Annotated in this window: 14 protein-coding genes and 2 pseudogenes; 6 read left to right on the top strand and 10 right to left on the bottom strand. The window is 71.4% G+C overall.

Features of this window, described 5'->3' with window-relative positions:
- Positions 1-37: 37 nt before the first annotated feature.
- The 4 genes from EDD90_RS35905 to rplU form a co-directional block, all read right to left on the bottom strand.
- A complete protein-coding gene (locus tag EDD90_RS35905) occupies positions 38-1,258 on the bottom strand; it encodes a hypothetical protein (RefSeq protein WP_123977023.1) in 1,221 nt (406 codons plus the stop codon).
- A gap of 147 nt (positions 1,259-1,405) precedes the next feature.
- A complete protein-coding gene (gene obgE, locus EDD90_RS35900) occupies positions 1,406-2,845 on the bottom strand; it encodes a GTPase ObgE (RefSeq protein ID WP_123977022.1) in 1,440 nt (479 codons plus the stop codon).
- A 193-nt stretch (positions 2,846-3,038) separates the two neighbouring features.
- Entirely contained in the window at positions 3,039-3,293 is a 255-nt protein-coding gene (gene rpmA, locus EDD90_RS35895) for a 50S ribosomal protein L27 (RefSeq protein ID WP_010041940.1), read from the bottom strand.
- A 14-nt stretch (positions 3,294-3,307) separates the two neighbouring features.
- The gene (gene rplU / locus EDD90_RS35890; RefSeq protein WP_004931419.1) at positions 3,308-3,628 is read right to left on the bottom strand and encodes a 50S ribosomal protein L21; all 321 of its coding nucleotides are present in this window, start codon (positions 3,626-3,628) and stop codon (positions 3,308-3,310) included.
- 353 nt (positions 3,629-3,981) lie between these two features.
- Between rplU and EDD90_RS35885 the strand changes: the two genes are divergently transcribed.
- Together EDD90_RS35885 and rfbC are read left to right on the top strand one after the other, a co-directional pair.
- A complete protein-coding gene (locus EDD90_RS35885) occupies positions 3,982-6,012 on the top strand; it encodes a glycosyltransferase family 2 protein (RefSeq protein ID WP_123977021.1) in 2,031 nt (676 codons plus the stop codon).
- Between the two features lie 49 nt (positions 6,013-6,061).
- Complete coding sequence (gene rfbC, locus EDD90_RS35880; protein WP_123977020.1) at positions 6,062-6,655, top strand: dTDP-4-dehydrorhamnose 3,5-epimerase; 594 nt, start codon at positions 6,062-6,064, stop codon at positions 6,653-6,655.
- A gap of 71 nt (positions 6,656-6,726) precedes the next feature.
- Here rfbC and EDD90_RS35875 read toward each other — a convergent pair whose 3' ends face one another.
- The 4 genes from EDD90_RS35875 to EDD90_RS35860 all read right to left on the bottom strand — a co-directional run bounded on the left by EDD90_RS35875 (position 6,727) and on the right by EDD90_RS35860 (position 14,124).
- Entirely contained in the window at positions 6,727-7,521 is a 795-nt protein-coding gene (locus EDD90_RS35875) for a class I SAM-dependent methyltransferase (RefSeq protein ID WP_123977019.1), read from the bottom strand.
- Between the two features lie 352 nt (positions 7,522-7,873).
- Positions 7,874-12,082: an Rne/Rng family ribonuclease gene (locus EDD90_RS35870; protein WP_123977018.1), complete on the bottom strand. Its 4,209-nt coding sequence runs from the start codon at positions 12,080-12,082 to the stop codon at positions 7,874-7,876.
- Positions 12,083-12,357: 275 nt separating this feature from the next.
- Complete coding sequence (locus EDD90_RS35865) at positions 12,358-13,122, bottom strand: TIGR03936 family radical SAM-associated protein (RefSeq protein WP_123977017.1); 765 nt, start codon at positions 13,120-13,122, stop codon at positions 12,358-12,360.
- Between the two features lie 108 nt (positions 13,123-13,230).
- A complete protein-coding gene (locus tag EDD90_RS35860; RefSeq protein WP_123977016.1) occupies positions 13,231-14,124 on the bottom strand; it encodes a hypothetical protein in 894 nt (297 codons plus the stop codon).
- A 171-nt stretch (positions 14,125-14,295) separates the two neighbouring features.
- Between EDD90_RS35860 and EDD90_RS35855 the strand changes: the two genes are divergently transcribed.
- Complete coding sequence (locus EDD90_RS35855; protein ID WP_123977015.1) at positions 14,296-14,649, top strand: DUF805 domain-containing protein; 354 nt, start codon at positions 14,296-14,298, stop codon at positions 14,647-14,649.
- A 49-nt stretch (positions 14,650-14,698) separates the two neighbouring features.
- On the opposite strand, the gene EDD90_RS35850 is transcribed toward EDD90_RS35855, so the two are convergent.
- Both EDD90_RS35850 and EDD90_RS35845 read right to left on the bottom strand, forming a co-directional pair.
- Complete coding sequence (locus EDD90_RS35850) at positions 14,699-15,169, bottom strand: hypothetical protein (protein WP_123977014.1); 471 nt, start codon at positions 15,167-15,169, stop codon at positions 14,699-14,701.
- A gap of 83 nt (positions 15,170-15,252) precedes the next feature.
- A pseudogene (locus tag EDD90_RS35845) lies at positions 15,253-15,693 on the bottom strand (TetR family transcriptional regulator C-terminal domain-containing protein); the annotation flags it as partial.
- 1 nt (position 15,694) lies between these two features.
- Here EDD90_RS35845 and EDD90_RS57785 point away from each other — a divergent pair.
- From EDD90_RS57785 to EDD90_RS35835, 3 genes and pseudogenes are all read left to right on the top strand, one after another.
- Positions 15,695-16,155, top strand: a pseudogene (locus EDD90_RS57785) (alpha/beta fold hydrolase); the annotation flags it as partial.
- Between the two features lie 262 nt (positions 16,156-16,417).
- On the top strand, positions 16,418-16,849 hold the full coding sequence (locus tag EDD90_RS35840) for an SHOCT domain-containing protein (protein ID WP_123977013.1): 432 nt from the start codon (positions 16,418-16,420) through the stop codon (positions 16,847-16,849).
- A gap of 100 nt (positions 16,850-16,949) precedes the next feature.
- The gene (locus tag EDD90_RS35835; RefSeq protein ID WP_398928685.1) at positions 16,950-18,296 is read left to right on the top strand and encodes a diacylglycerol/lipid kinase family protein; all 1,347 of its coding nucleotides are present in this window, start codon (positions 16,950-16,952) and stop codon (positions 18,294-18,296) included.
- Positions 18,297-18,513 lie beyond the last annotated feature (217 nt).

Genomic DNA, 18,513 nt, shown 5'->3' with positions numbered 1-18,513 from the left:
CTCAGCACAGCTAAGCCGTCATCCCTGGCGCGGCCTCTCAGCGCCTTCGCAGCTTCTTGAGACATCGGTGCCCCAGTATCCGTACGAGCTCCTTCGACGACGTCTGGTGCACCGTGCGGGACTTCGCCTCGGCGGTGTGGCGGACCGGGGCGGCGGCCGCTGCGGCGAGAGCGCCGTACAGGGCCTGGGCGGCGACCTCCGGTGCGATCCGGGCCTCGACGGCGGGCGGTCCGGACTGTGTGGGTATGGCGGGCAGGGAGCAGAGCAATGCCGGGTCGCCGATGACGCGGACGCCCATGGTGTCGATGCGTTCGACGATCTCGGCGCCGATGCGGCCGGCGGCCTCGACGGCCCAGGCGGGGGTGGAGATCTTCACGTCCTTGCCGGTGGGGCTGCACGTGTTCTTCATATGCATGACGGCACCGTTGCGGACGAGCTTGGAATAGAGCTCGTCGGGCAGTCCATTGCCGCGGAATTCCACGTTGAGCTTTCGCAGCATTTCGGTCTCGGCGAGGGTGAGGGAACGGTTCGCCGTGTCCGGGACGGCCTGGAGCAGGTTTTCGGGCAGGCCGAGGAGCTCTTCGAAGGTGCGCATCAGGCCGTCGCGGTCGCTGTCGTCGACCACGACGACGGTGACCCGGTCGGCGCCGACCGCGCGGACCCAGCGTTCGACGAGCCGGTCGTGCCGGTGGCGGCGCCAGAAGCTGGGGTTGGGCTTCTCGTAGGGCGCCTTGCGGAGCATGTGCTCCAGCCAGTTCTCGTAGCCCATGCGCAGCCCGTTCTGCACGTACTGCTGCCACTGCGAGGGCATGATCTTGGCGATGGGGCGCAGCGTGACGAGGATGTGGACACGGTCGCCGCCCAGTTGCCGGACGATGCGGGCGATGATCTCGTCGTCGGGGGCGTCGGCGAAGAACTCGCTGCTGATCACCGACGTACGGGTACCGGTGGCCTCGACCTGCTCGATCAGCCGCGTCCAGTGCTTCTCGGTGGGCACAGCGTCGCCGATCATCGCGGGCCGGGCGCAGGCGGCGAGGGCTGCCTCCATCGGGTGCCGGGTGGCCGCGGGGAACTCCACACCGTGCTCGGGCAGCTTGTCCTTGGCGGCGAACAGAGCGCCCTGGATGGCCGTGGTCCCGGTTTTGTGCGGGCCTATGTGCAGCAGGCGGGTGCCGGCGGGCAGGGCGGCAATGGGACCGATGGGGCCTATCGGGGCGTTATTCACCGGGGCTTCGCCTCTCGTGCAGTCCGTCTCCATGGTTAATGAAAGGTAAGACGTTTACCTTAGGTTCACCTGAGAGGAGCCTGGGACACAGATGAGTCCCAGGCTCCAGTTACACGGACTTGACGTTCACGGCACCCGGTTCGCGGGTCTCACCACGCGTACGCCGGGCCGACGGCGCTGTTACTCGAACGGGTCGAACTCGTCGTACTCGCCCAGTGCCTCGTCCCGCTCCGCCTGCCGGTCGCGGCGGCGCTGTACGGCGGGCCGCTGCTCCTCGAAGCGGTGGTCCTCGCCGCGGCGGCCGAGCATTTCGGCGCCGGACATCATGGACGGCTCCCAGTCGAAGACGACAGCGTTCTCCTCGGGGCCGATGGCGACGCCGTCGCCGCCGCGGGCGCCCGCCTTCATCAGCTGCTCCTCCACACCGAGGCGGTTGAGGCGGTCGGCGAGGTAGCCGACGGCTTCGTCGTTGTTGAAGTCGGTCTGCCGGACCCAGCGTTCGGGCTTCTCGCCGCGGACCCGGTAGAGGCCGTCGTCCTCCTGGGTGACGGTGAAGCCGGCGTCGTCCACGGCCTTGGGCCGGATGACGATGCGGGTCGCCTCTTCCTTGGGCTTCGCGGCGCGTGCCTTGCCGACCAGCTCGCCGAGTGCGAACGTCAGCTCGCGCAGGCCCATGTGGGCGACCGCCGACACCTCGAAGACGCGGTAGCCGCGGGCCTCCAGGTCGGGGCGGACCATTTCCGCGAGGTCCTTGCCGTCCGGGACGTCGATCTTGTTGAGGACGACGATCCGGGGCCGGTTGTCGAGGCCGCCGTACTGCTTGAGCTCCTCCTCGATGATGTCGAGGTCGGAGACGGGGTCGCGCTCGGACTCCAGGGTGGCGGTGTCGAGGACGTGCACGAGGACACTGCACCGTTCGACGTGGCGCAGGAACTCGAGGCCGAGGCCCTTGCCCTGGCTGGCGCCGGGGATGAGGCCGGGGACGTCGGCGATGGTGTAGACGGTGGATCCGGCGGTCACCACGCCGAGGTTGGGCACCAGGGTGGTGAACGGGTAGTCGGCGATCTTCGGCTTGGCGGCGGACAGCACCGAGATCAGGGAGGACTTGCCGGCGCTCGGGTAGCCGACCAGGGCCACGTCCGCGACGGTCTTCAGCTCCAGGACGATGTCCTGGAGGTCGCCGGGCTCGCCGAGCAGCGCGAAGCCGGGGGCCTTGCGGCGGGCGGAGGCCAGCGCCGCGTTGCCGAGGCCGCCGCGGCCGCCCTGGGCGGCGACGTAGGAGGTGCCGTGGCCGACGAGGTCGGCGAGGACGTTGCCCGCCTTGTCGAGGACGACGGTGCCGTCCGGGACCGGGAGGATCAGGTCCTGGCCGTCCTTGCCGGCCCGGTTGCCGCCCTCGCCGGGCTTGCCGTTGGTGGCCTTGCGGTGCGGGGAGTGGTGGTAGTCGAGGAGCGTGGTCACCGACTGGTCGACGGTCAGGATGACGTCGCCGCCGCGGCCGCCGTTGCCGCCGTCGGGGCCGCCGAGCGGCTTGAACTTCTCCCGGTGTACGGAGGCACAGCCGTGGCCTCCGTTACCCGCGGCGATGTGCAGCTCGACGCGGTCCACGAAGGTGGTCATGGTGCAGTGCCTCCAGAAACGAACAATATGAACAAACAGGACAAGCAGAATAAACAGAACGAACGGAACACGCCCTACGCGGACGCGTACGGGTGTCACCGATGTCAACACGCGAAAGGCGGACCCGCCTTCCCGATCGGGAAGTGAGGTCCGCCTCGCGAGACGTTCGGTCTGAGTCGTGCAGTCAGCAGACTCAGGCGACCGGAACGATGTTCACGACCTTGCGGCCACGGTGGGTGCCGAACTGCACCGAACCGGCCTGCAGGGCGAACAGCGTGTCGTCGCCGCCGCGGCCGACGCCCGCACCCGGGTGGAAGTGGGTGCCGCGCTGGCGGACCAGGATCTCGCCCGCGTTGACGACCTGACCGCCGAAGCGCTTCACGCCGAGGCGCTGAGCGTTGGAGTCACGACCGTTACGGGTGGACGATGCGCCCTTCTTGTGTGCCATCTCTCCTCAGTCCCTTACTTCGCAGCCGCGGGGATCTCAGTGACCTTGATCGCCGTGTACTGCTGGCGGTGGCCCTGACGACGACGGTAACCGGTCTTGTTCTTGTAGCGCAGAATGTCGATCTTCTGGCCCTTGTGGTGGTCCACGACCTCGGCCTGGACCTTGATACCGGCCAGCACCCACGGGTCGCTGGTCACGGCGTCGCCGTCGACGACGAGCAGGGTCGAGAGCTCGACCGTGTCGCCAACCTTGGCGGTGGAAATCTTGTCAACCTCAACGATGTCGCCGACAGCAACCTTGTGCTGGCGACCACCGCTGCGCACGATGGCGTACACGCGGATCTCACTCTCTCGCTCGGGAACGGCACCCCCGCAGTCCAGCCGTCCGGCACGCGGTCGGCCTCTCCAAGTCGGCCGGTGCAGGGCACCGAGCGCTTCGGAGGACGAGGTTTACGGGGATGTGGCGCGCCCATATCCAAGGACACGCCGACGGTCAACAGTACGGGGCCGTACGGAGGGGGTCAAACCAGGCTGGTCACGATCTCCACCGCACCCCCTGGTCTTGGTCGGCTGCCCGAACCGGCTGCAGTTACCCTGTGACCCCAGTCATCCATTGCTTGGTCACCGGCTGTACACCCACCAGACACGTCCCACGGGGGACTTCCTGTAACAGGAGGCAGGTAACAGAGATGTCGATCAAGGTGAGCGTCATCATCCCGGTCTACAACCCGGGAAAGTACATCCAGCCCTGCATCGACTCCCTGTTGAGGCAGACGCTTCCCGCGAACGAGTTCGAGGTGCTGTTCGTCGACGACGGTTCGACCGACGACAGTCCCGCCGAACTGGACGCCCTCGCCGAGGAGCACCCGCATTTCCGGGTGATTCACATACCGAACTCGGGTTGGCCCGGAAAGCCGAGGAACATCGGCGTCGGTGAGGCGAAGGGCGAGTACGTCCAATTCGTCGACCAGGACGACTACCTCGCCTCCGACGCGCTGCGCCGGCTGTACGAGATGGGGCACCGCAACGGCTCCGACATCGTCATCGGCAAGGTGGCCAGCAACTTCCGGGGCGTGCCGCACGGTGTCTTCCGGGTGGACCGGGAGAAGTGCACCCTCCAGGACGCGCCGCTGTACGACAGCCTCACGCCGCACAAGATGTTCCGCACCGAATTCCTTCGCGAGAACAAGATCGCCTACCCCGAGGGCAAGCGGCGCCTCGAGGACCAGCTGTACATGATGGAGGCGTATTTCCCCGCCAAGGTCGTCTCCATTCTCGGCAGCTACACCTGCTACTACTACTCGAAGCGTGACGACGGGAAGAACGCGGGTTCGGCCAGGATCGTCCCGTCGGGCTATTACGGAAACCTCCGTGAGGTTCTCGACGTCGTCGTCGCCAACACCGAGCCGGGAGACTTCCGGGACCTGCTGCTCCGCCGTTTCTACCGGGTGGAGATGCTCGGCCGGCTCAGCGAGCCTTCCGTGCTGAATTACGACGAGGCCTACCTCGACGAGATGTGCGACGCCATTCGGCCGCTGGCCGACGACTTCATGAACGACGGCGTGCACAACGGGCTCGGTGCCCTCACCCGTGTCCGCTCCACCCTGCTGCGCCGCGACGACCGGCAGGGGCTGGTGCAGTTCGCCCGCTTCGCCAAGTCGGTCAAGGGCACGACCCGGCTGGAGCATGCCGAGTGGCGGCCCGACGGCAAGATGGCCGTCACCGTCAGCGCCCGGCTGGTCCACGGCGACGACGGCGAGCCGATCAGGCTGCTGCGCCGCGACGGCCGGTTCTTCGTGCACCCCGAGCTGACCAAGGGTGTGCTCGAGGACGGCGAGCTGATCGACATCACGGACGAGCTGGACCAGTTCAAGGCCGAGATGTCGCTGCGCAACCGGGAGACGGCCGTCGAGTGGCCGTGCCCCTCCGAGTTCACCCGGCACGTCGAGGACCTGGGCGACGAGGCCTGCGAGGTCGTCCTGCGCGGCAGCGGCGTGGTGAGCACCCAGGGTGCCAAGGGGCGCGGTCCGGTCTCCAAGGGCTTCTGGGACATCTGGGTCTCGGTGCGCGGCCTCGGTCTGGTCCGCAAGGCCCGGGTCGGCGCCGACCGCGCGGCCCATGTCGACGACGATGTGCGCCCCGCGCTGCTGGGCTCCCCGGCCCGCCCGGTCATCCCGTACTTCACGGACCCGCACGGCAACCTCACCCTCGACGTCGCCCGCCGCGGCAAGAAGCTGGTGCCGTACCTCGAGAACCGTCCTGTGCTGCGGATGCCCGGCAGCCGGCCGGAGCTCCGGCTCGACGTGTTCACCCGCTCCGTGACCGCGCCGATGACGACTCAGCTGGTCCTGAGCGCCCCGGACGGCCGTACGCACCTGCTGCCTGTCAAGGTCCGCGATGTGGCCGGCCGTGCGCACATCGCCCTCCCCGGGCGCGCCAAGCCGGTCCCCGCCGGCCGCTGGGACCTCTCCGCACGGCTGGACGGGGAGAAGAACCCGGCCCTGTCGCTGGGCACGGTCACGGTCGGGGCGGGCGGCCAGCTGCGGCTGGACGACGGCTTCGCCGTCGTGGCACCCGAGCTGGTACGCGCGATACTGGCCAAGCGGCGCAAGGCGGCCCTGGAGCGCAGGCTGCGCGTCGTCGCCGGCCCGGTCGCGCGCAGGCTTCCCGCCTCGGCGCGCAAGAAGCTGCGCCGGCTGGCGTCGAAGCTGACCGGCTGATCCACCGCCACACGTCACGGACACGCACCACAACAAGGATGTGATCACCATGCGGGAGCTCGGCATAGCCGGCGCCTGGATCCACGAACCGAAGGTCTTTCCGGACGCCCGCGGGAGCTTCCACGAGTGGTTCAAGGGACCGGACTTCACCGAGGCCACCGGCCATCGGCTGAATCTGGCGCAGGCCAACTGCTCGGTCTCCAGCCGCGGCACCCTGCGCGGCATCCACTTCGCCGACGTTCCGCCCAGCCAGGCCAAGTACGTCAAGTGCGTGCGCGGCGCCGTGCTGGACGTCATCGTCGACATCCGTACGGGCTCGCCCACGTACAAGCAGTGGGAGGCCGTGCGGCTGGACGACGTGGACCACCACTCCGTCTACCTCTCGGAGGGGCTCGGGCACGCCTTCATGGCGCTGACCGACGACGCCACCGTGGTGTACCTGTGCTCCGAGGGGTACGCCCCGCAGCGCGAGCACGGCATCCACCCGCTCGACCCGGATCTGGGTATCGAGTGGCCGTCGGGGCTGACGCCCGTGCTGTCCGAGAAGGACTCCGCGGCGCCGACGCTGGCCGAGGCCGAGGCGGCGGGCCTGCTGCCGTCGTACGACGCGTGCCAGGCCTATCTGGCGCAGCTGCGCGCCTGAGAGCGGTATGACGAGGGGCCTCGCGGATCCGTCCGCGAGGCCCCTCGTCCTTCGTGTCGTCTTCCTGTCGCTCAGCCGCCCAGCGCGGCGATCTGCCCGCGCAGCCGCTCGAAGCCCGCGCGCGGCCGGCGCAGGTTGCGGGCCCGGATCAGGGCCGGCCAGAAGTCCGCCGCCAGCAGCGCCTCCGGCCGTGCGGCGTGCTTGCGCACCAGCACCTCGTCGGGGACCGCCTGCGGATCCGGGGTGACGTACTCCTCGATGATGTCGTCGTACGCCTCCTTGAGCACCGTGTTCTGCGGATCGGCGCCGAAGACGACGGCGACACCGGTCGGCGCGGTGTCGACCTCCAGGACCACCAGATCGGGGCGGTACTTGCGCAGGACCGTCACCAGTTTGTAGACGTCGCCCGTCCAGTACTTGGTGTGCCGGTCGCGCGCCGCCTCGTCGACGTCGCGGGGCAGCATGTCGTCGAGCACGATCACGCTCGACCAGCGCGAGTGGCGTTCGACGTTCATGAAGTCGCGCAGCGCGTACTCGAAGAGGTGCATGCCGTCGATGAAGGACAGTTCCAGCGTGGGGTCGCCTCCGAGCACCCCGAGCGGGTCGCGGCGGGCGAGGGCGCGGAAGGGGTTGCGGCCTCGCCGCAGGTGCACCAGCGGGTCTTTGCGGGCGAAGAAGTCGTCGCTGGTCGACTGGACCAGGTGGACATCGCAGCTGATCGACGTCACGACCTTGAAGGCCGGGTCGATGGCGACGGACGCCACACGTGAGAGCGCCAGGCTACGACCGTCATTGACGCCGATCTCGAGATAGTTGCGCGGGTGGTAGACACGGTGCAGTCCACGCAGCAGTTCATGACGGTTCACAGAAGCGGCCTCTCGTCGTATTTTCCGCTGTTCGGGTTCCCGGTGAAGTTACTCGTTGACAGGCGTGGGCGTGAACTTTCCCGTCGATTCACTAAGTGTTTCTTGTGAAGCTTCTGATGGGAAGAGCTTCTTCGGCGGCGTCTCGGCCACCCTCTTCGTCCGATCGGTCACGCTGTGTGGCGAGCAGCGTCGGCAAAGGGCTCGCGTGGAGGCTCGGCGGTGTGCAGGACGCGTTCGCCGTGCTCGGTACGGCCGGTGGTGCCCTGGATGCGAGGCGTCTTCTCCTCGTCCGAATACCATCGGCTCCCGGTCGTGGGACCGGGAGCCGATGGTATGTGCGCAGGCTGGTTCGTCAGCCCTCGTCGGTGGCGGTGGCGACCGTGGTGGTCTTCTTCGCCGTCGACTTGGCGGCGGCCGTCTTGGCGGTCTTGACCGCCTTCTTGGCCGTCGTCGTCTTCTTCGCGGCCGTCTTCTTGGCAGCGGTCTTCTTTGCGGCCGTCTTCTTGGCGGCGGTCTTCTTTGCGGCGGTCTTCTTTGCGGCCGTCTTACGGGCCGTCTTCTTGGCCGGGGCGGCCTCCTCGACGGTCTCCTCGGCAGCGGGCGCCTCGGCGGGAGCGGGAGCCTCCTCGGCCCCCGACTCCTCCGCGGACGGTACGACCACGACGGCCGCCTCCTCGGACGCGGTCGGCGCGGTGGCCTTGCGGACCGCACGACGGCGCGGGCGGGCCGGAGCGGCGCTCTCGGCGGGCGCGGCCGCCTCGGCCACGGTCTCGGGCTCCTCGACGGCGGCCGGCGCGCTCTCGGCGACGACGGTCACCACGGCCGCCTCGGCCCCCGCGGGGGAACCGGCGGGCGCCGACACCTTCCGGGTCGCACGCCGACGCGTACGGCCCTTGGGCGCGGCCTCCTCGGCAGCCGGGGCCTCGACCACGGGGGCCTCGGCCACCGGGGCCTCGACGGCGACGGGCTCGGCGTGCACCTCGGCGACGGCCGGCGCCTCGGTCACCGCGGCCTCCGGCCGGCCCGCGCGCTCCTTGGGCGCACCGGCCGGAGCCGAGGCCCGGCGGCTCGTCCGGCGGCGGGTGCGGTGGCGGCCGGCCGCGGCCTCCGCCTCGGCGACGCTGCTGTACAGCTCCTCGTCCGGCGCGAAGTCGGGCGCGGGCAGCGCGACGGGCACCGCGGCCTCGGCCGCGACCTCCGCCGCCGTCTCCTCGACCGCCTGGACGGCCTCGGCGTGCTCGACGACCCCGTCGGCCACGACCTCGTGCGTCTCGTGCACCTCGTGGTCGTGCTCGTGGCCGTCGCCACCGCGCCCGCGCTTCTTGCGCTTGCCGCCGCCACCGGAGCTGGGCTGCTCCATGTGGACGATGACACCGCGGCCGTTGCAGTGCACGCAGGTCTCGGAGAACGACTCCAGCAGGCCCTGTCCGACCCGCTTGCGGGTCATCTGGACGAGCCCCAGCGAGGTCACCTCGGCCACCTGGTGCTTGGTCCGGTCCCGGCCCAGGCACTCCAGGAGGCGCCGCAGCACCAGGTCCCGGTTGGACTCCAGGACCATGTCGATGAAGTCGATGACGATGATGCCGCCGAGGTCGCGCAGCCGCAGCTGGCGGACGATCTCCTCGGCCGCCTCCAGGTTGTTCCTGGTGACGGTCTCTTCCAGGTTGCCGCCCTGGCCGGTGAACTTGCCGGTGTTGACGTCGACGACGACCATCGCCTCGGTCCGGTCGATGACCAGCGAACCGCCGCTGGGCAGCCAGACCTTGCGGTCCAGGGCCTTGGCGAGCTGCTCGTCGATCCGGTAGGTGGCGAAGACGTCGACCTCGGAGGTCCACTTCGACAGCCGGCCGGCGAGGTCGGGGGCGACGTGCGAGACATAGCCGTGGACGGTGTCCCAGGCTTCGTCGCCGCTGACGACGACCTTGGAGAAGTCCTCGTTGAAGATGTCGCGGACGACCCGGACGGTCATGTCCGGCTCGCCGTACAGCAGCGTCGGGGCGTTGCCGTTCTTCGACTTCTTCTGGATGTCCTCCCACTGCGCCTGCAGGCGTTCGACGTCGCGGCGCAGCTCGTCCTCGCTCGCGCCCTCGGCGGCGGTGCGCACGATGACGCCCGCGTCCTCGGGGACGATCTTCTTGAGGATGGTCTTCAGCCGGGCGCGCTCGGTGTCGGGCAGCTTGCGGCTGATGCCGGTCATGGAGCCCTCGGGGACGTACACGAGGTAGCGGCCCGGGAGGGAGACCTGGCTGGTGAGGCGGGCGCCCTTGTGACCGATCGGGTCCTTCGTCACCTGGACGAGGACTGACTGGCCGGACTTCAGGGCGGACTCGATGCGCCGCGGGCCGTTGGCCATGCCCAGCGCCTCGAAGTTGACCTCGCCGGCGTACAGGACGGCGTTGCGGCCCTTGCCGATGTCGATGAAGGCGGCCTCCATCGAGGGCAGCACGTTCTGGACCTTGCCCAGGTAGACGTTGCCGACGTACGAGGTGGCCTGCTCCTTGTTGACGTAGTGCTCCACGAGCACGCCGTCCTCCAGGACGCCGATCTGAGTGCGCTCGCCGTACTGGCGGACGACCATCACACGCTCGACGGCCTCGCGGCGGGCGAGGAACTCGGCCTCGGTGATGATCGGGACGCGGCGGCGGCCCTGCTCGCGGCCTTCGCGGCGGCGCTGCTTCTTGGCCTCCAGACGCGTGGAGCCCTTGATGGACTGCACCTCGTCGGACGGCTCGGACGGCTTGCGGGGCTCGCGGACCTTGACGACCGTGCGCTCCGGGTCGCCCTCGCCGGGCTCGGTGTCGACGGAGGTGTCCCCGGTGCGACGGCGGCGGCGACGGCGGCGACGGCTGCTGGAGGAGCCGCCGGCCTCGTCACGGGCCTCGTCGTCGTCCTCTTCCTCCTGCTCGGCGGTGTCCTCGGCGTCCTGCTCGGCCTGCTCGGCGGCGAGCTCGTCGCTCTCGGCGTCAGCGCCCTCGCCGTCACCGGCGTCACCGCGGCGGCGGCGACGGCCACCCCGGCGGCGGCGTCGGCGGGAGCCCGACTCCTCGTTCTCGTCGTCGCCCTCGGCGGCGTCCTCGACGGACTCCTCCGGCTCCTCGGTCTCGTCCTCGGCGGCCTCGACGACCGGGGCCTCCTCGACGGCGCCCCGACGGCGGCGCCGGCGGCGCGAACCGGACTCGGCCTGCTCGGCGGGCTCCGCAGCGAACGCCGCGGACTCTTCGGGCTTGCCCGACTCCTCGGACGCCTCGGACTCCTCGGTCGCCCTGGCCACGGCGGCCTCGGCGGCCGCTTCGGCGGCGGCGCGCTGCGGGGTCTGGAACCTCGGCTCGGTGAACACGGGCGCCTGGAACACGGCCACGGCGGGCCGGGCCGGGCGGCGCTGCGGTTCCTCCTCCTCGGTGGCGGCCGGGGCGGCGGGCTCGGAGAACCCGATGGCGGCCTGCCGCACGACCCGGCGCCGGCGACGCGGCGCCTCGGTCTCGGCGGGCTCTGCAGCCGGGGTCTCGACGGCCTCGGCCTTCGGCTCCTCGGCGACGGCGGTCTGTGCGGCACCGGCCTCGGACGCGCCCGAGGGCGCGGTCACCCGGCGGGTGGCACGGCGACGCGTCCGCGGAGCGGGCGCAGCCTCCTCGACGACCTCGACGGTCTCGGTGACCTCGGCAGCCTCCGGCGCGGCCTCTTCCACGGCCTCCGCGGCAACGGGTGCAGCGGTCGTGACCACAGCCTCCTCCACGGCCTCAGCCGGAGCACCGACGGGCGCGGACGCCCGACGGGTGGCACGGCGACGCGTCCGCGGAGCGGGCGCAGCCTCCTCGACGACCTCGACGGTCTCGGTGACCTCGGCAGCCTCCGGCGCGGCCTCTTCCACGGCCTCCGCGGCAACGGGTGCAGCGGTCGTGACCACAGCCTCCTCCACGGCCTCAGCCGGAGCACCGACGGGCGCGGACGCCCGACGGGTGGCACGGCGACGCGTCCGCGGAGCGGGCGCAGCCTCCTCGACGACCTCGACGGTCTCGGTGACCTCGGCAGCCTCCGGCGCGGCCTCTTCCACGGCCTCCGCGGCAACGGGTGCAGCGGTCGTGACCACAGCCTCCTCCACGGCCTCAGCCGGAGCACCGACGGGCGCGGACGCCCGACGGGTGGCACGGCGACGCGTCCGCGGAGCGGGCGCAGCCTCCTCGACGACCTCGACGGTCTCGGCGGCAACCGTGGCCTCGGCCGGCTCGGTGACTGCGGCAGCAGCGGCGGGCTCAGCCGTCTCCACGGCCTCGGCGGCAGCCGGAGCACCGGCGGGCGCGGACGCCCGGCGGGTGGCGCGACGACGCGTACGCGGAGCCGGCGCGGCCTCTTCGACAGCCTCGACGGTCTCGACCGTCTCGGCTGCTGCCTCTGCCGGCTCTGCGGTCTCGGCGGCCGGTATGGCCGGCGCGGTGCTCTCGGCCACGGCCTCGGCGGGCGGTCCCGCGGGGCGGGACGCGGCACGGCGACGCCTGCGCGGCGGCAGGGTGTCGCTGGGGGTGTTCAGTTCGGAGCCCTCGGTGGGCTCGGTCGGTTCGAGCATGCGGGCGTTTCTCCCGTCAGGCTCCCGGGCGCCGCGCCTGGTCCGGCGTCGATCGGTCGAGCGATCGCCGGTGACGTCCGCGGCTCGCGCGGTGCGCGGTGCCGCCGTGTGGGGCGCGGGCGCCGCACAGGAGCTTTCTGTGTCCTGTCTCGCCGGTTCCGTACGCCTTGTCGCGGACGGCCTGGCGAAAGTCTTCTGGTCGGTGCGCTGCCCGACCCAGGTGGCTCCCGAGTACGAGGGCGGCGCTTCGACGTCCGTCCTTCGCGGTGCCTTCCTTACGCCGACGCCGTCGCGGCGGCAGCGGGATCGGCCTTGGAAAGGGCCTGAGCTGCCTCGCGGTCGGGCGCGAGCGGGTCGGTCACCGTGCCGGTCTCTTCATCGAACAGCCCCTGCGCCAGCCTGGTCACCGCTGCGGGGACCGGCGGCGCCAGGTCGGCCACGGCGCGGAGACCGGACAGGACGTCGTCGGGTCGTACGGCAGGCGTCACGTGCCGAACAACCAGCCGCAGTATCGCACAGGGCTGGTCGGTCGGCCTATCAGCCGTTTCACTCTGTGTTTCAAGTTGCACGACCGCGGGGCGGGCGTCGAAGGTGCGGATGCCGTTCTTGGTGGTGCGCCGGACCTCGACGGACTCGGCGGTGTTGAACGCGGCGACGGCCTGTTCGGCCTCCGCAGGGTCCACGCCGGGCAGCCGCAGCTCCCACACGGAGGCGGTGAGCCGGTCGGCCAGTCCGGACGTGCGTGCCTCGACCGCATCGACGATGTCGAGCCCGGTGGGCAGGGACTCGTCGAGGAGTGCGCGCAGCCGCTCCGGGTCGCGGTGTGCGGCGAGCGCGATCTCCAGGTACTCGGCCTCGCTGCCCGTGCCGGTGGGTGCGGCATTGGCGTACGACACCTTCGGGTGCGGTGTGAACCCCGCCGAGTAGGCCATGGGCACCTCGGCGCGGCGCAGCGCACGCTCGAAGGCGCGCTGGAAGTCACGGTGGCTGGTGAACCGGAGGCGGCCGCGCTTGGTGTAGCGCAGTCGGATGCGCTGCACCGCGGGTGCGGGCGGCGGGCCTTCGGGCTGTCGCTTGCCCAGTGTCGTCAGTCCTTCGTGGTTCTCGTGCGAGGGCCGTACCGCTGTCGGCCGTACGGCTGTGTACTGCTATCCATCAAGAGTACGTGTGCCGCGGCCCCTGGGTTCCCGGCGGTCCACGGGCGCGGGCCGGCTCGGCTCGCCGAAGAGGGCGCGCCGCAGGTCGGCGCGGGCCTGGCGTACGGCGCGGCCGATCGCGCGTGCGGCCTCGGCCGCCGGGTGCAGTACGAGGCCGCGTACGACGTGTCCGACCGGGGTGAGAACGGTCCGGTACACCCAGCGTGCGGGTTCCCGGAAGATCCACCGGAAGAGGGTCCCGAGAACCCGTCCGGCGGCCCGTACGACGTACCCGGCGGCCCGCCAGGCGTGGCCGAGGGCCTCCCCGATCTCCTTGAGGACGATGCCGAGAATGCGACCGGCCGGGGCGAGGATCCAGCGCCACAGGGCGAGGGCGGGCAGGACGAGGAGCACACGCGCGGTCCAGTACAGGGCGGTGCCGAGCATGTCGAACGCCCAGGCGACGCCCTTCGCGACGGGCGTGAGGAGCCACACGAGCGCATGGCCGATCGGGGTGAGCACGCGCGCGTAGAGCCACCCGAGAGCGTGGCCGATCGGGATGAGCACGCGCGCGTAGAGCCACCCGAGAGCGTGGCCGATCGGGATGAGCACGCGCGCGTAGAGCCACGCGAGGGCGTGGCCGAGGGGGGTGAGCAGGTGGCGGTACAGCCAGATCAGGGGGACCACGAGGAGCAGGTGCAGGATCCGGCCGATCGCGCGTACCACCGGGGCGAGGACGTATCGCCCCAGAAACCGTGCGACGGCGGCGAGCGCGTCCCAGAGCAGGCGTATCGGCAGCACCACCAGGAACACGAAGATGCGCACGGGGATTCTGATCGCCACGACGAGGCATCCTTCGGGGTGCTGTGTCTGCGGCTGCCGCTGCGGCTGTTTCTGCATGTCCATGGCCGAATAGACGCTATCGCGGGCCGCGCGGATGCGGTCCAGCACCCTTGATCACCGAATGGCAGCGACACGGTAACGGTTGTCCCGCACACGCCAATATGAATGGAACCGGCCACCACGGCTTGATTTGCTGTGGGTCAAATCAAGCCTTGATCCCCGGGGGGACGAGTAATGAACTGGTACGTCGATGTACTGAAGAAGTACGCGGTGTTCAGCGGCCGTGCGCGTCGGCAGGAATACTGGATGTTCGCGCTGTTCAACATCATCGCCACCATCGTGCTGGCGATCGTCGGGCGGGTCATCGGGTTCCCCGCCCTCGTCGCGATCTACAGCCTCGCGGTCCTGCTGCCCGGCCTCGGCGTCGCGGTCCGCAGGCTGCACGACACCGGCCGTTCCGGCTGGGCGATCCTGATCGGCATCATCCCGCTGGTCGGTTCCATCATCCTGCTGGTCTGGCTCGCCTCCGACGGCAAGCCGGAGGACAACCAGTACGGCGCCAACCCGAAGCACGCGGCCGCCGTCTGACCCTGCCTCACCCCGAAGGCCCGCCGGATCCGTCCCGCGGGCCTTCGGCCTATGCGGCGGAGGACGAGCCTCTGTTGCGTTCGGCCTGGAGGTGCAGGACCAGGAAGAGGACGCGGAGGACGTCGTCGGGAAGGGCCGTCCAGCCTTCGGGGAGGACGACACGGCGGGGGCGGCCGCCCAGGAGGCCGTACGAGACCCCGATCGGGCCGATCGCACTCACCCGGCCGCTGAGCCTGGGGTGTTCCACGGGGTAGGGGCCGATGCGGCGCGGAATCCCGGCCCAGGCGGTGCAGTCGACGTCCCAGGTGCCGAACGTTCTCGGGACACTGCCCAGGCGGCCATAGGTGATCTCGGTGTCGCCGATCCACCGCAGCCGGCTCCCGAGCAGGTCGTACTCCAGCGAAAGCGATCCGAGCGCCCGGGGCCTGCCGCCCCAACCGCCGTAGGTGAGCTGGACGTCCCCGATGGAGCGGAGCCGGCCGCCCAGCAGGTCGTAGCCCAGTTCCAGTTCCAGTCCCATGTCCGCCGACTCCCCCGCCGCTCGCACGCCTTCGGTCTCCCCGATTGTGCGGCCGGTCCGGCCCGCCTTCCATGGCGGGAGTGTCACGGTTTCCCTGCCGCCCGGAAGATTCGGTCCAGGTGGTGCGCCAGAACGGCGACGGCGGATTCGAGGCTGCGCTGGCCGGCGAGGACGCTGCTGCCGAGGCCCGCGGACATGGCGAGGAGGCCGACCGCCTCCAGTTCCGGGGCGACGCCGGGGTGGGTGAGGCCCGGCTCCCGGGCCTGCCGGAGGAGTCCGGCCAGCGTGCGTTCGGCGGCGTCGGGGTCCTTGAGGAAGGGCTGCGCGGCCAGAGCCGGGTCGGTCACGGCCAGCACGGCGTACGAGGTGCACAGCAGGTGGAAGGTGCGGCTCTCCGCGCCGGTCGGCAGCGCCGCCATGAGCAGGGCCCCGACCAGCGCGCGCGGCGGCGGGGCCGCCCCGGCGTCCCGGACCAGGGCGGCGACCCGCTCCCCGAACCGCTCGGTCAGCCGCTGCAGCCCGTACCAGGCGCACCGCAGGCCCGAGCGGCTCGCCTCGGTGACCCTGCTCGACCCGGGCGGCCTGGAGAAGGTCGGGCTGCGCTTCTTCGCCTGGATCTGGGTCAGACTGTTCGCGACGTTCGCGCCCAGGGCGCTGCGGGCACGCCTGGCGGCCTGGCTGAAGCAGCCGGTGCTCGTCGTGGAGGAGCTGCGCAGGATGATCCACCTGTCCGTGCGCGCGTACCGCATCCGCCGGCCCGGCTCCCCCTGTCCGAGGCCGAGCTGTCCACCGTTCGCACCCCGCTCTACCTGGTCCTCGGCAAGCGCGGCCTGCTCCTGCACCCGCGGCACCAGGTCGAGCGCGTACCCCGGCTGATACCGGGCGCGCGGGCCGAGATCGTCGCCGCCAGCGGGCACAGCCCGCAGATCGACCACCCGAACGAGGTCAACCGCCGCATGCTCGCCTTCATGGACTCGGTCGACTGACAGGCCTCACTTCCCGCGGCCGAGGGCGGGAGAGGGAGCGGCAGCCGAGCGGTCCTCCGGGAGGCGTGCCGCGCCCCCGACCGACGGGCACGGACGTTCCTCGGACGTTCCACGCTCGTCCCCGGGCGTCCCGCACGCGCCCCGGGCGTGCCGCCCGTCCCGCCCGTCCTCACCCGCGCCGGGTGAAGCGGCCCGGTGCGGACCGGGCGCAGCGTGGGCATGGCCGGAATCCGGTCTCGGCAGTCGCGTCGAAGGGACGGCCATGAGCTCGCAGATCTACCTGGCATACGACTACCCGCTGCTCAGCGCGTTCTGGACCATCCTCTGGATCGGCCTGTGGTTCCTCTGGTTCTTCCTGTTGTTCAGGGTCGTCTTCGACATCTTCCGGGACGAGGACCTGGGCGGCTGGGGCAAGGCCTGCTGGGCCCTCTTCGTCATCGTGCTGCCCTTCCTGGGCGTCCTGGTCTATCTGATCGCCCGGGGCAAGGACATGGGCCGGCGTGAAGTGGCGCAGGCGCAGGCGCGGCGCCGGGAACTGGACGCCTACGTCCGCGAGACCGCGGCCGGCTCCCGCCCCGGCCGGGCCGACGAACTCGCCAGGCTCGCCGAGCTGCGTGCGCACGGCGACATCACGGAGGAGGAGTTCACCCGCGCGAAGCAACTGGTCCTGAGCGGCGACCGTGGCGGCTCCTGACCGTCTCACGGTCGTCTCGTGGGCGCGCCTCGCCCTGCTCTCCCTGCTCGGCAGCGTGCTGGTCCTGCTGGTCAGCGCCGGGCTGAGAAGCCTGCTGTGGATGCTGGTCGCCATGGCCGCAGTGGCCGTGGCGGCCGTCGGCACATGGTGGGCGCTCGCGCACTCCGGATGGCTGCGGGTCACCGGGGCCCTGCTGGCACCGGCGGCACTCGTCGCGGTCCTGGCGTTGTTCGTCACGCACGGCGTGCTGGCCCCCGCTCTGCTGTCCCTGGCCCTGTGGCTGCTGGCGCTGGCGGCCGCGCGGATCTCGACGACCCCTGCCCGGCGTACCGCCGGTCAGGGCAACGAGCCCGTCCCGGTGCCCGCGGCGCAACGGCCCTGGGTGGTGATGAACCCGCGCTCCGGCGGCGGCAAGGTGGAGCGCTTCCGGCTGGCCGAGAAGGCACGGGCGGCCGGCGTCCGGGTCGTCGTGCTGGATCCGGACCGCCACCAGGACGTGGCGGAGCTGGCCCGGCGTGCGCTGGCGGACGGGGCCGACCTGCTCGCGGTGGCCGGCGGGGACGGTACCCAGGCGCTGGTCGCCGAGGTCGCGGCCGGGCACGACGTGCCGTTCGTGGTGATCCCGGCGGGGACCCGCAACCACTTCGCGCTCGATCTGGGGCTCGACCGCGACGACCCGGCCGCCGGCCTGGAGGCGTTCACCGACGCCGTCGAGTTCCGTGTCGACCTGGGGTTCGCGGCGGGCCGGGTGTTCGTCAACAACGCGTCGTTCGGGACGTACGCGGCCGTGGTCGGCGATCCCGCCTACCGGAACGCGAAACTGCGCACGACCCTGCAGGCGCTGCCCGGCCTGCTCACCGGTCCGAACGCACCCCGGCTGCGGATGCGCGCCGGTCGCCGGCACGCCGAGGGCCTCCACGCGGTACTCGTCAGCAACAACCCCTACCGGGCCGTGATCGACCCGGCCGCTCCCGGACTGCGGGAGAGCCTGGACTCCGGGCGGCTCGGAGTGCTGGGCCTGCGCGTCGAGAACTCGGCGCAGGCGGCCCTGGCGCTGACCGGTGACCGTAGATCGACGGCCGTGACCCGGCTGACGGCCCGCGAGGTCGTGGTCGACGCGGACCCGGGAGCCGACACCGACCCGCCGGCCGACCTGAGCACCGGCACCGAACCAGGCACCGGCACCGGCACCGGCACCGAAACAGGTTCGGGCGGGGGCAAGGACATCCCGGCCGTGCCGACCGTCCCGGCCGGGATCGACGGCGAGTCCGTCCTGCTGCCCGCGCCGGTGGTCTGCCGGGTGGTCCCCGGCGCGCTGCGGGTCCGTGTCCCCCGGCACCGGCCGGGCACCCCGCCGAACCGGCCCCGGGCCGACTGGCGTCGGGTGACCCGTCTGGCGCTGACGCCTCCGTGGCGGCGCACCGGCCGGACACCGGACGACCGCTGAGTGCCGCGCCACGGACGGCGGCGCCGGGCCCTTCGACGCCGTCACGACCCGTCGGCGGCGCCACGGTGCGGGCCGGCTGCTGTCCGGCTGCGAGGCCCGGCCTGGCCCGGCCGTCCAGCGTGCGCCGGTCCGGCCGCGGAACGCGGTGAGGCACGACGACACGGCGCGGACTCCGGGAACGGACCGGGCGAGCCGCCGCCTCAGCGCCGCGAGCTGA

It is taken from the genome of Streptomyces sp. Ag109_O5-1 (assembly GCF_003814875.1).
GTDB classification, from domain to species: Bacteria; Actinomycetota; Actinomycetes; order Streptomycetales; family Streptomycetaceae; genus Streptomyces; species Streptomyces sasae.
Note: the sequence above shows the minus strand (reverse complement) of the source record. Positions and strands in the feature narration are given on the sequence as shown.

What these genes read in the sequence shown, in the direction of transcription:
- EDD90_RS35870 (WP_123977018.1), bottom strand. Translation starts at nt 12,082, where the DNA reads ATGCTCGAACCGACCGAGCCCACCGAGGGCTCCGAACTGAACACCCCC.
- EDD90_RS35835 (WP_398928685.1), top strand. Translation starts at nt 16,950, where the DNA reads ATGCTGGTCGCCATGGCCGCAGTGGCCGTGGCGGCCGTCGGCACATGG.
- EDD90_RS35885 (WP_123977021.1), top strand. Translation starts at nt 3,982, where the DNA reads ATGTCGATCAAGGTGAGCGTCATCATCCCGGTCTACAACCCGGGAAAG.
- EDD90_RS35850 (WP_123977014.1), bottom strand. Translation starts at nt 15,169, where the DNA reads ATGGGACTGGAACTGGAACTGGGCTACGACCTGCTGGGCGGCCGGCTC.
- EDD90_RS35905 (WP_123977023.1), bottom strand. Translation starts at nt 1,258, where the DNA reads ATGGAGACGGACTGCACGAGAGGCGAAGCCCCGGTGAATAACGCCCCG.
- rpmA (WP_010041940.1), bottom strand. Translation starts at nt 3,293, where the DNA reads ATGGCACACAAGAAGGGCGCATCGTCCACCCGTAACGGTCGTGACTCC.
- EDD90_RS35855 (WP_123977015.1), top strand. Translation starts at nt 14,296, where the DNA reads ATGAACTGGTACGTCGATGTACTGAAGAAGTACGCGGTGTTCAGCGGC.
- rfbC (WP_123977020.1), top strand. Translation starts at nt 6,062, where the DNA reads ATGCGGGAGCTCGGCATAGCCGGCGCCTGGATCCACGAACCGAAGGTC.
- EDD90_RS35860 (WP_123977016.1), bottom strand. Translation starts at nt 14,124, where the DNA reads ATGGACATGCAGAAACAGCCGCAGCGGCAGCCGCAGACACAGCACCCC.
- obgE (WP_123977022.1), bottom strand. Translation starts at nt 2,845, where the DNA reads ATGACCACCTTCGTGGACCGCGTCGAGCTGCACATCGCCGCGGGTAAC.
- EDD90_RS35840 (WP_123977013.1), top strand. Translation starts at nt 16,418, where the DNA reads ATGAGCTCGCAGATCTACCTGGCATACGACTACCCGCTGCTCAGCGCG.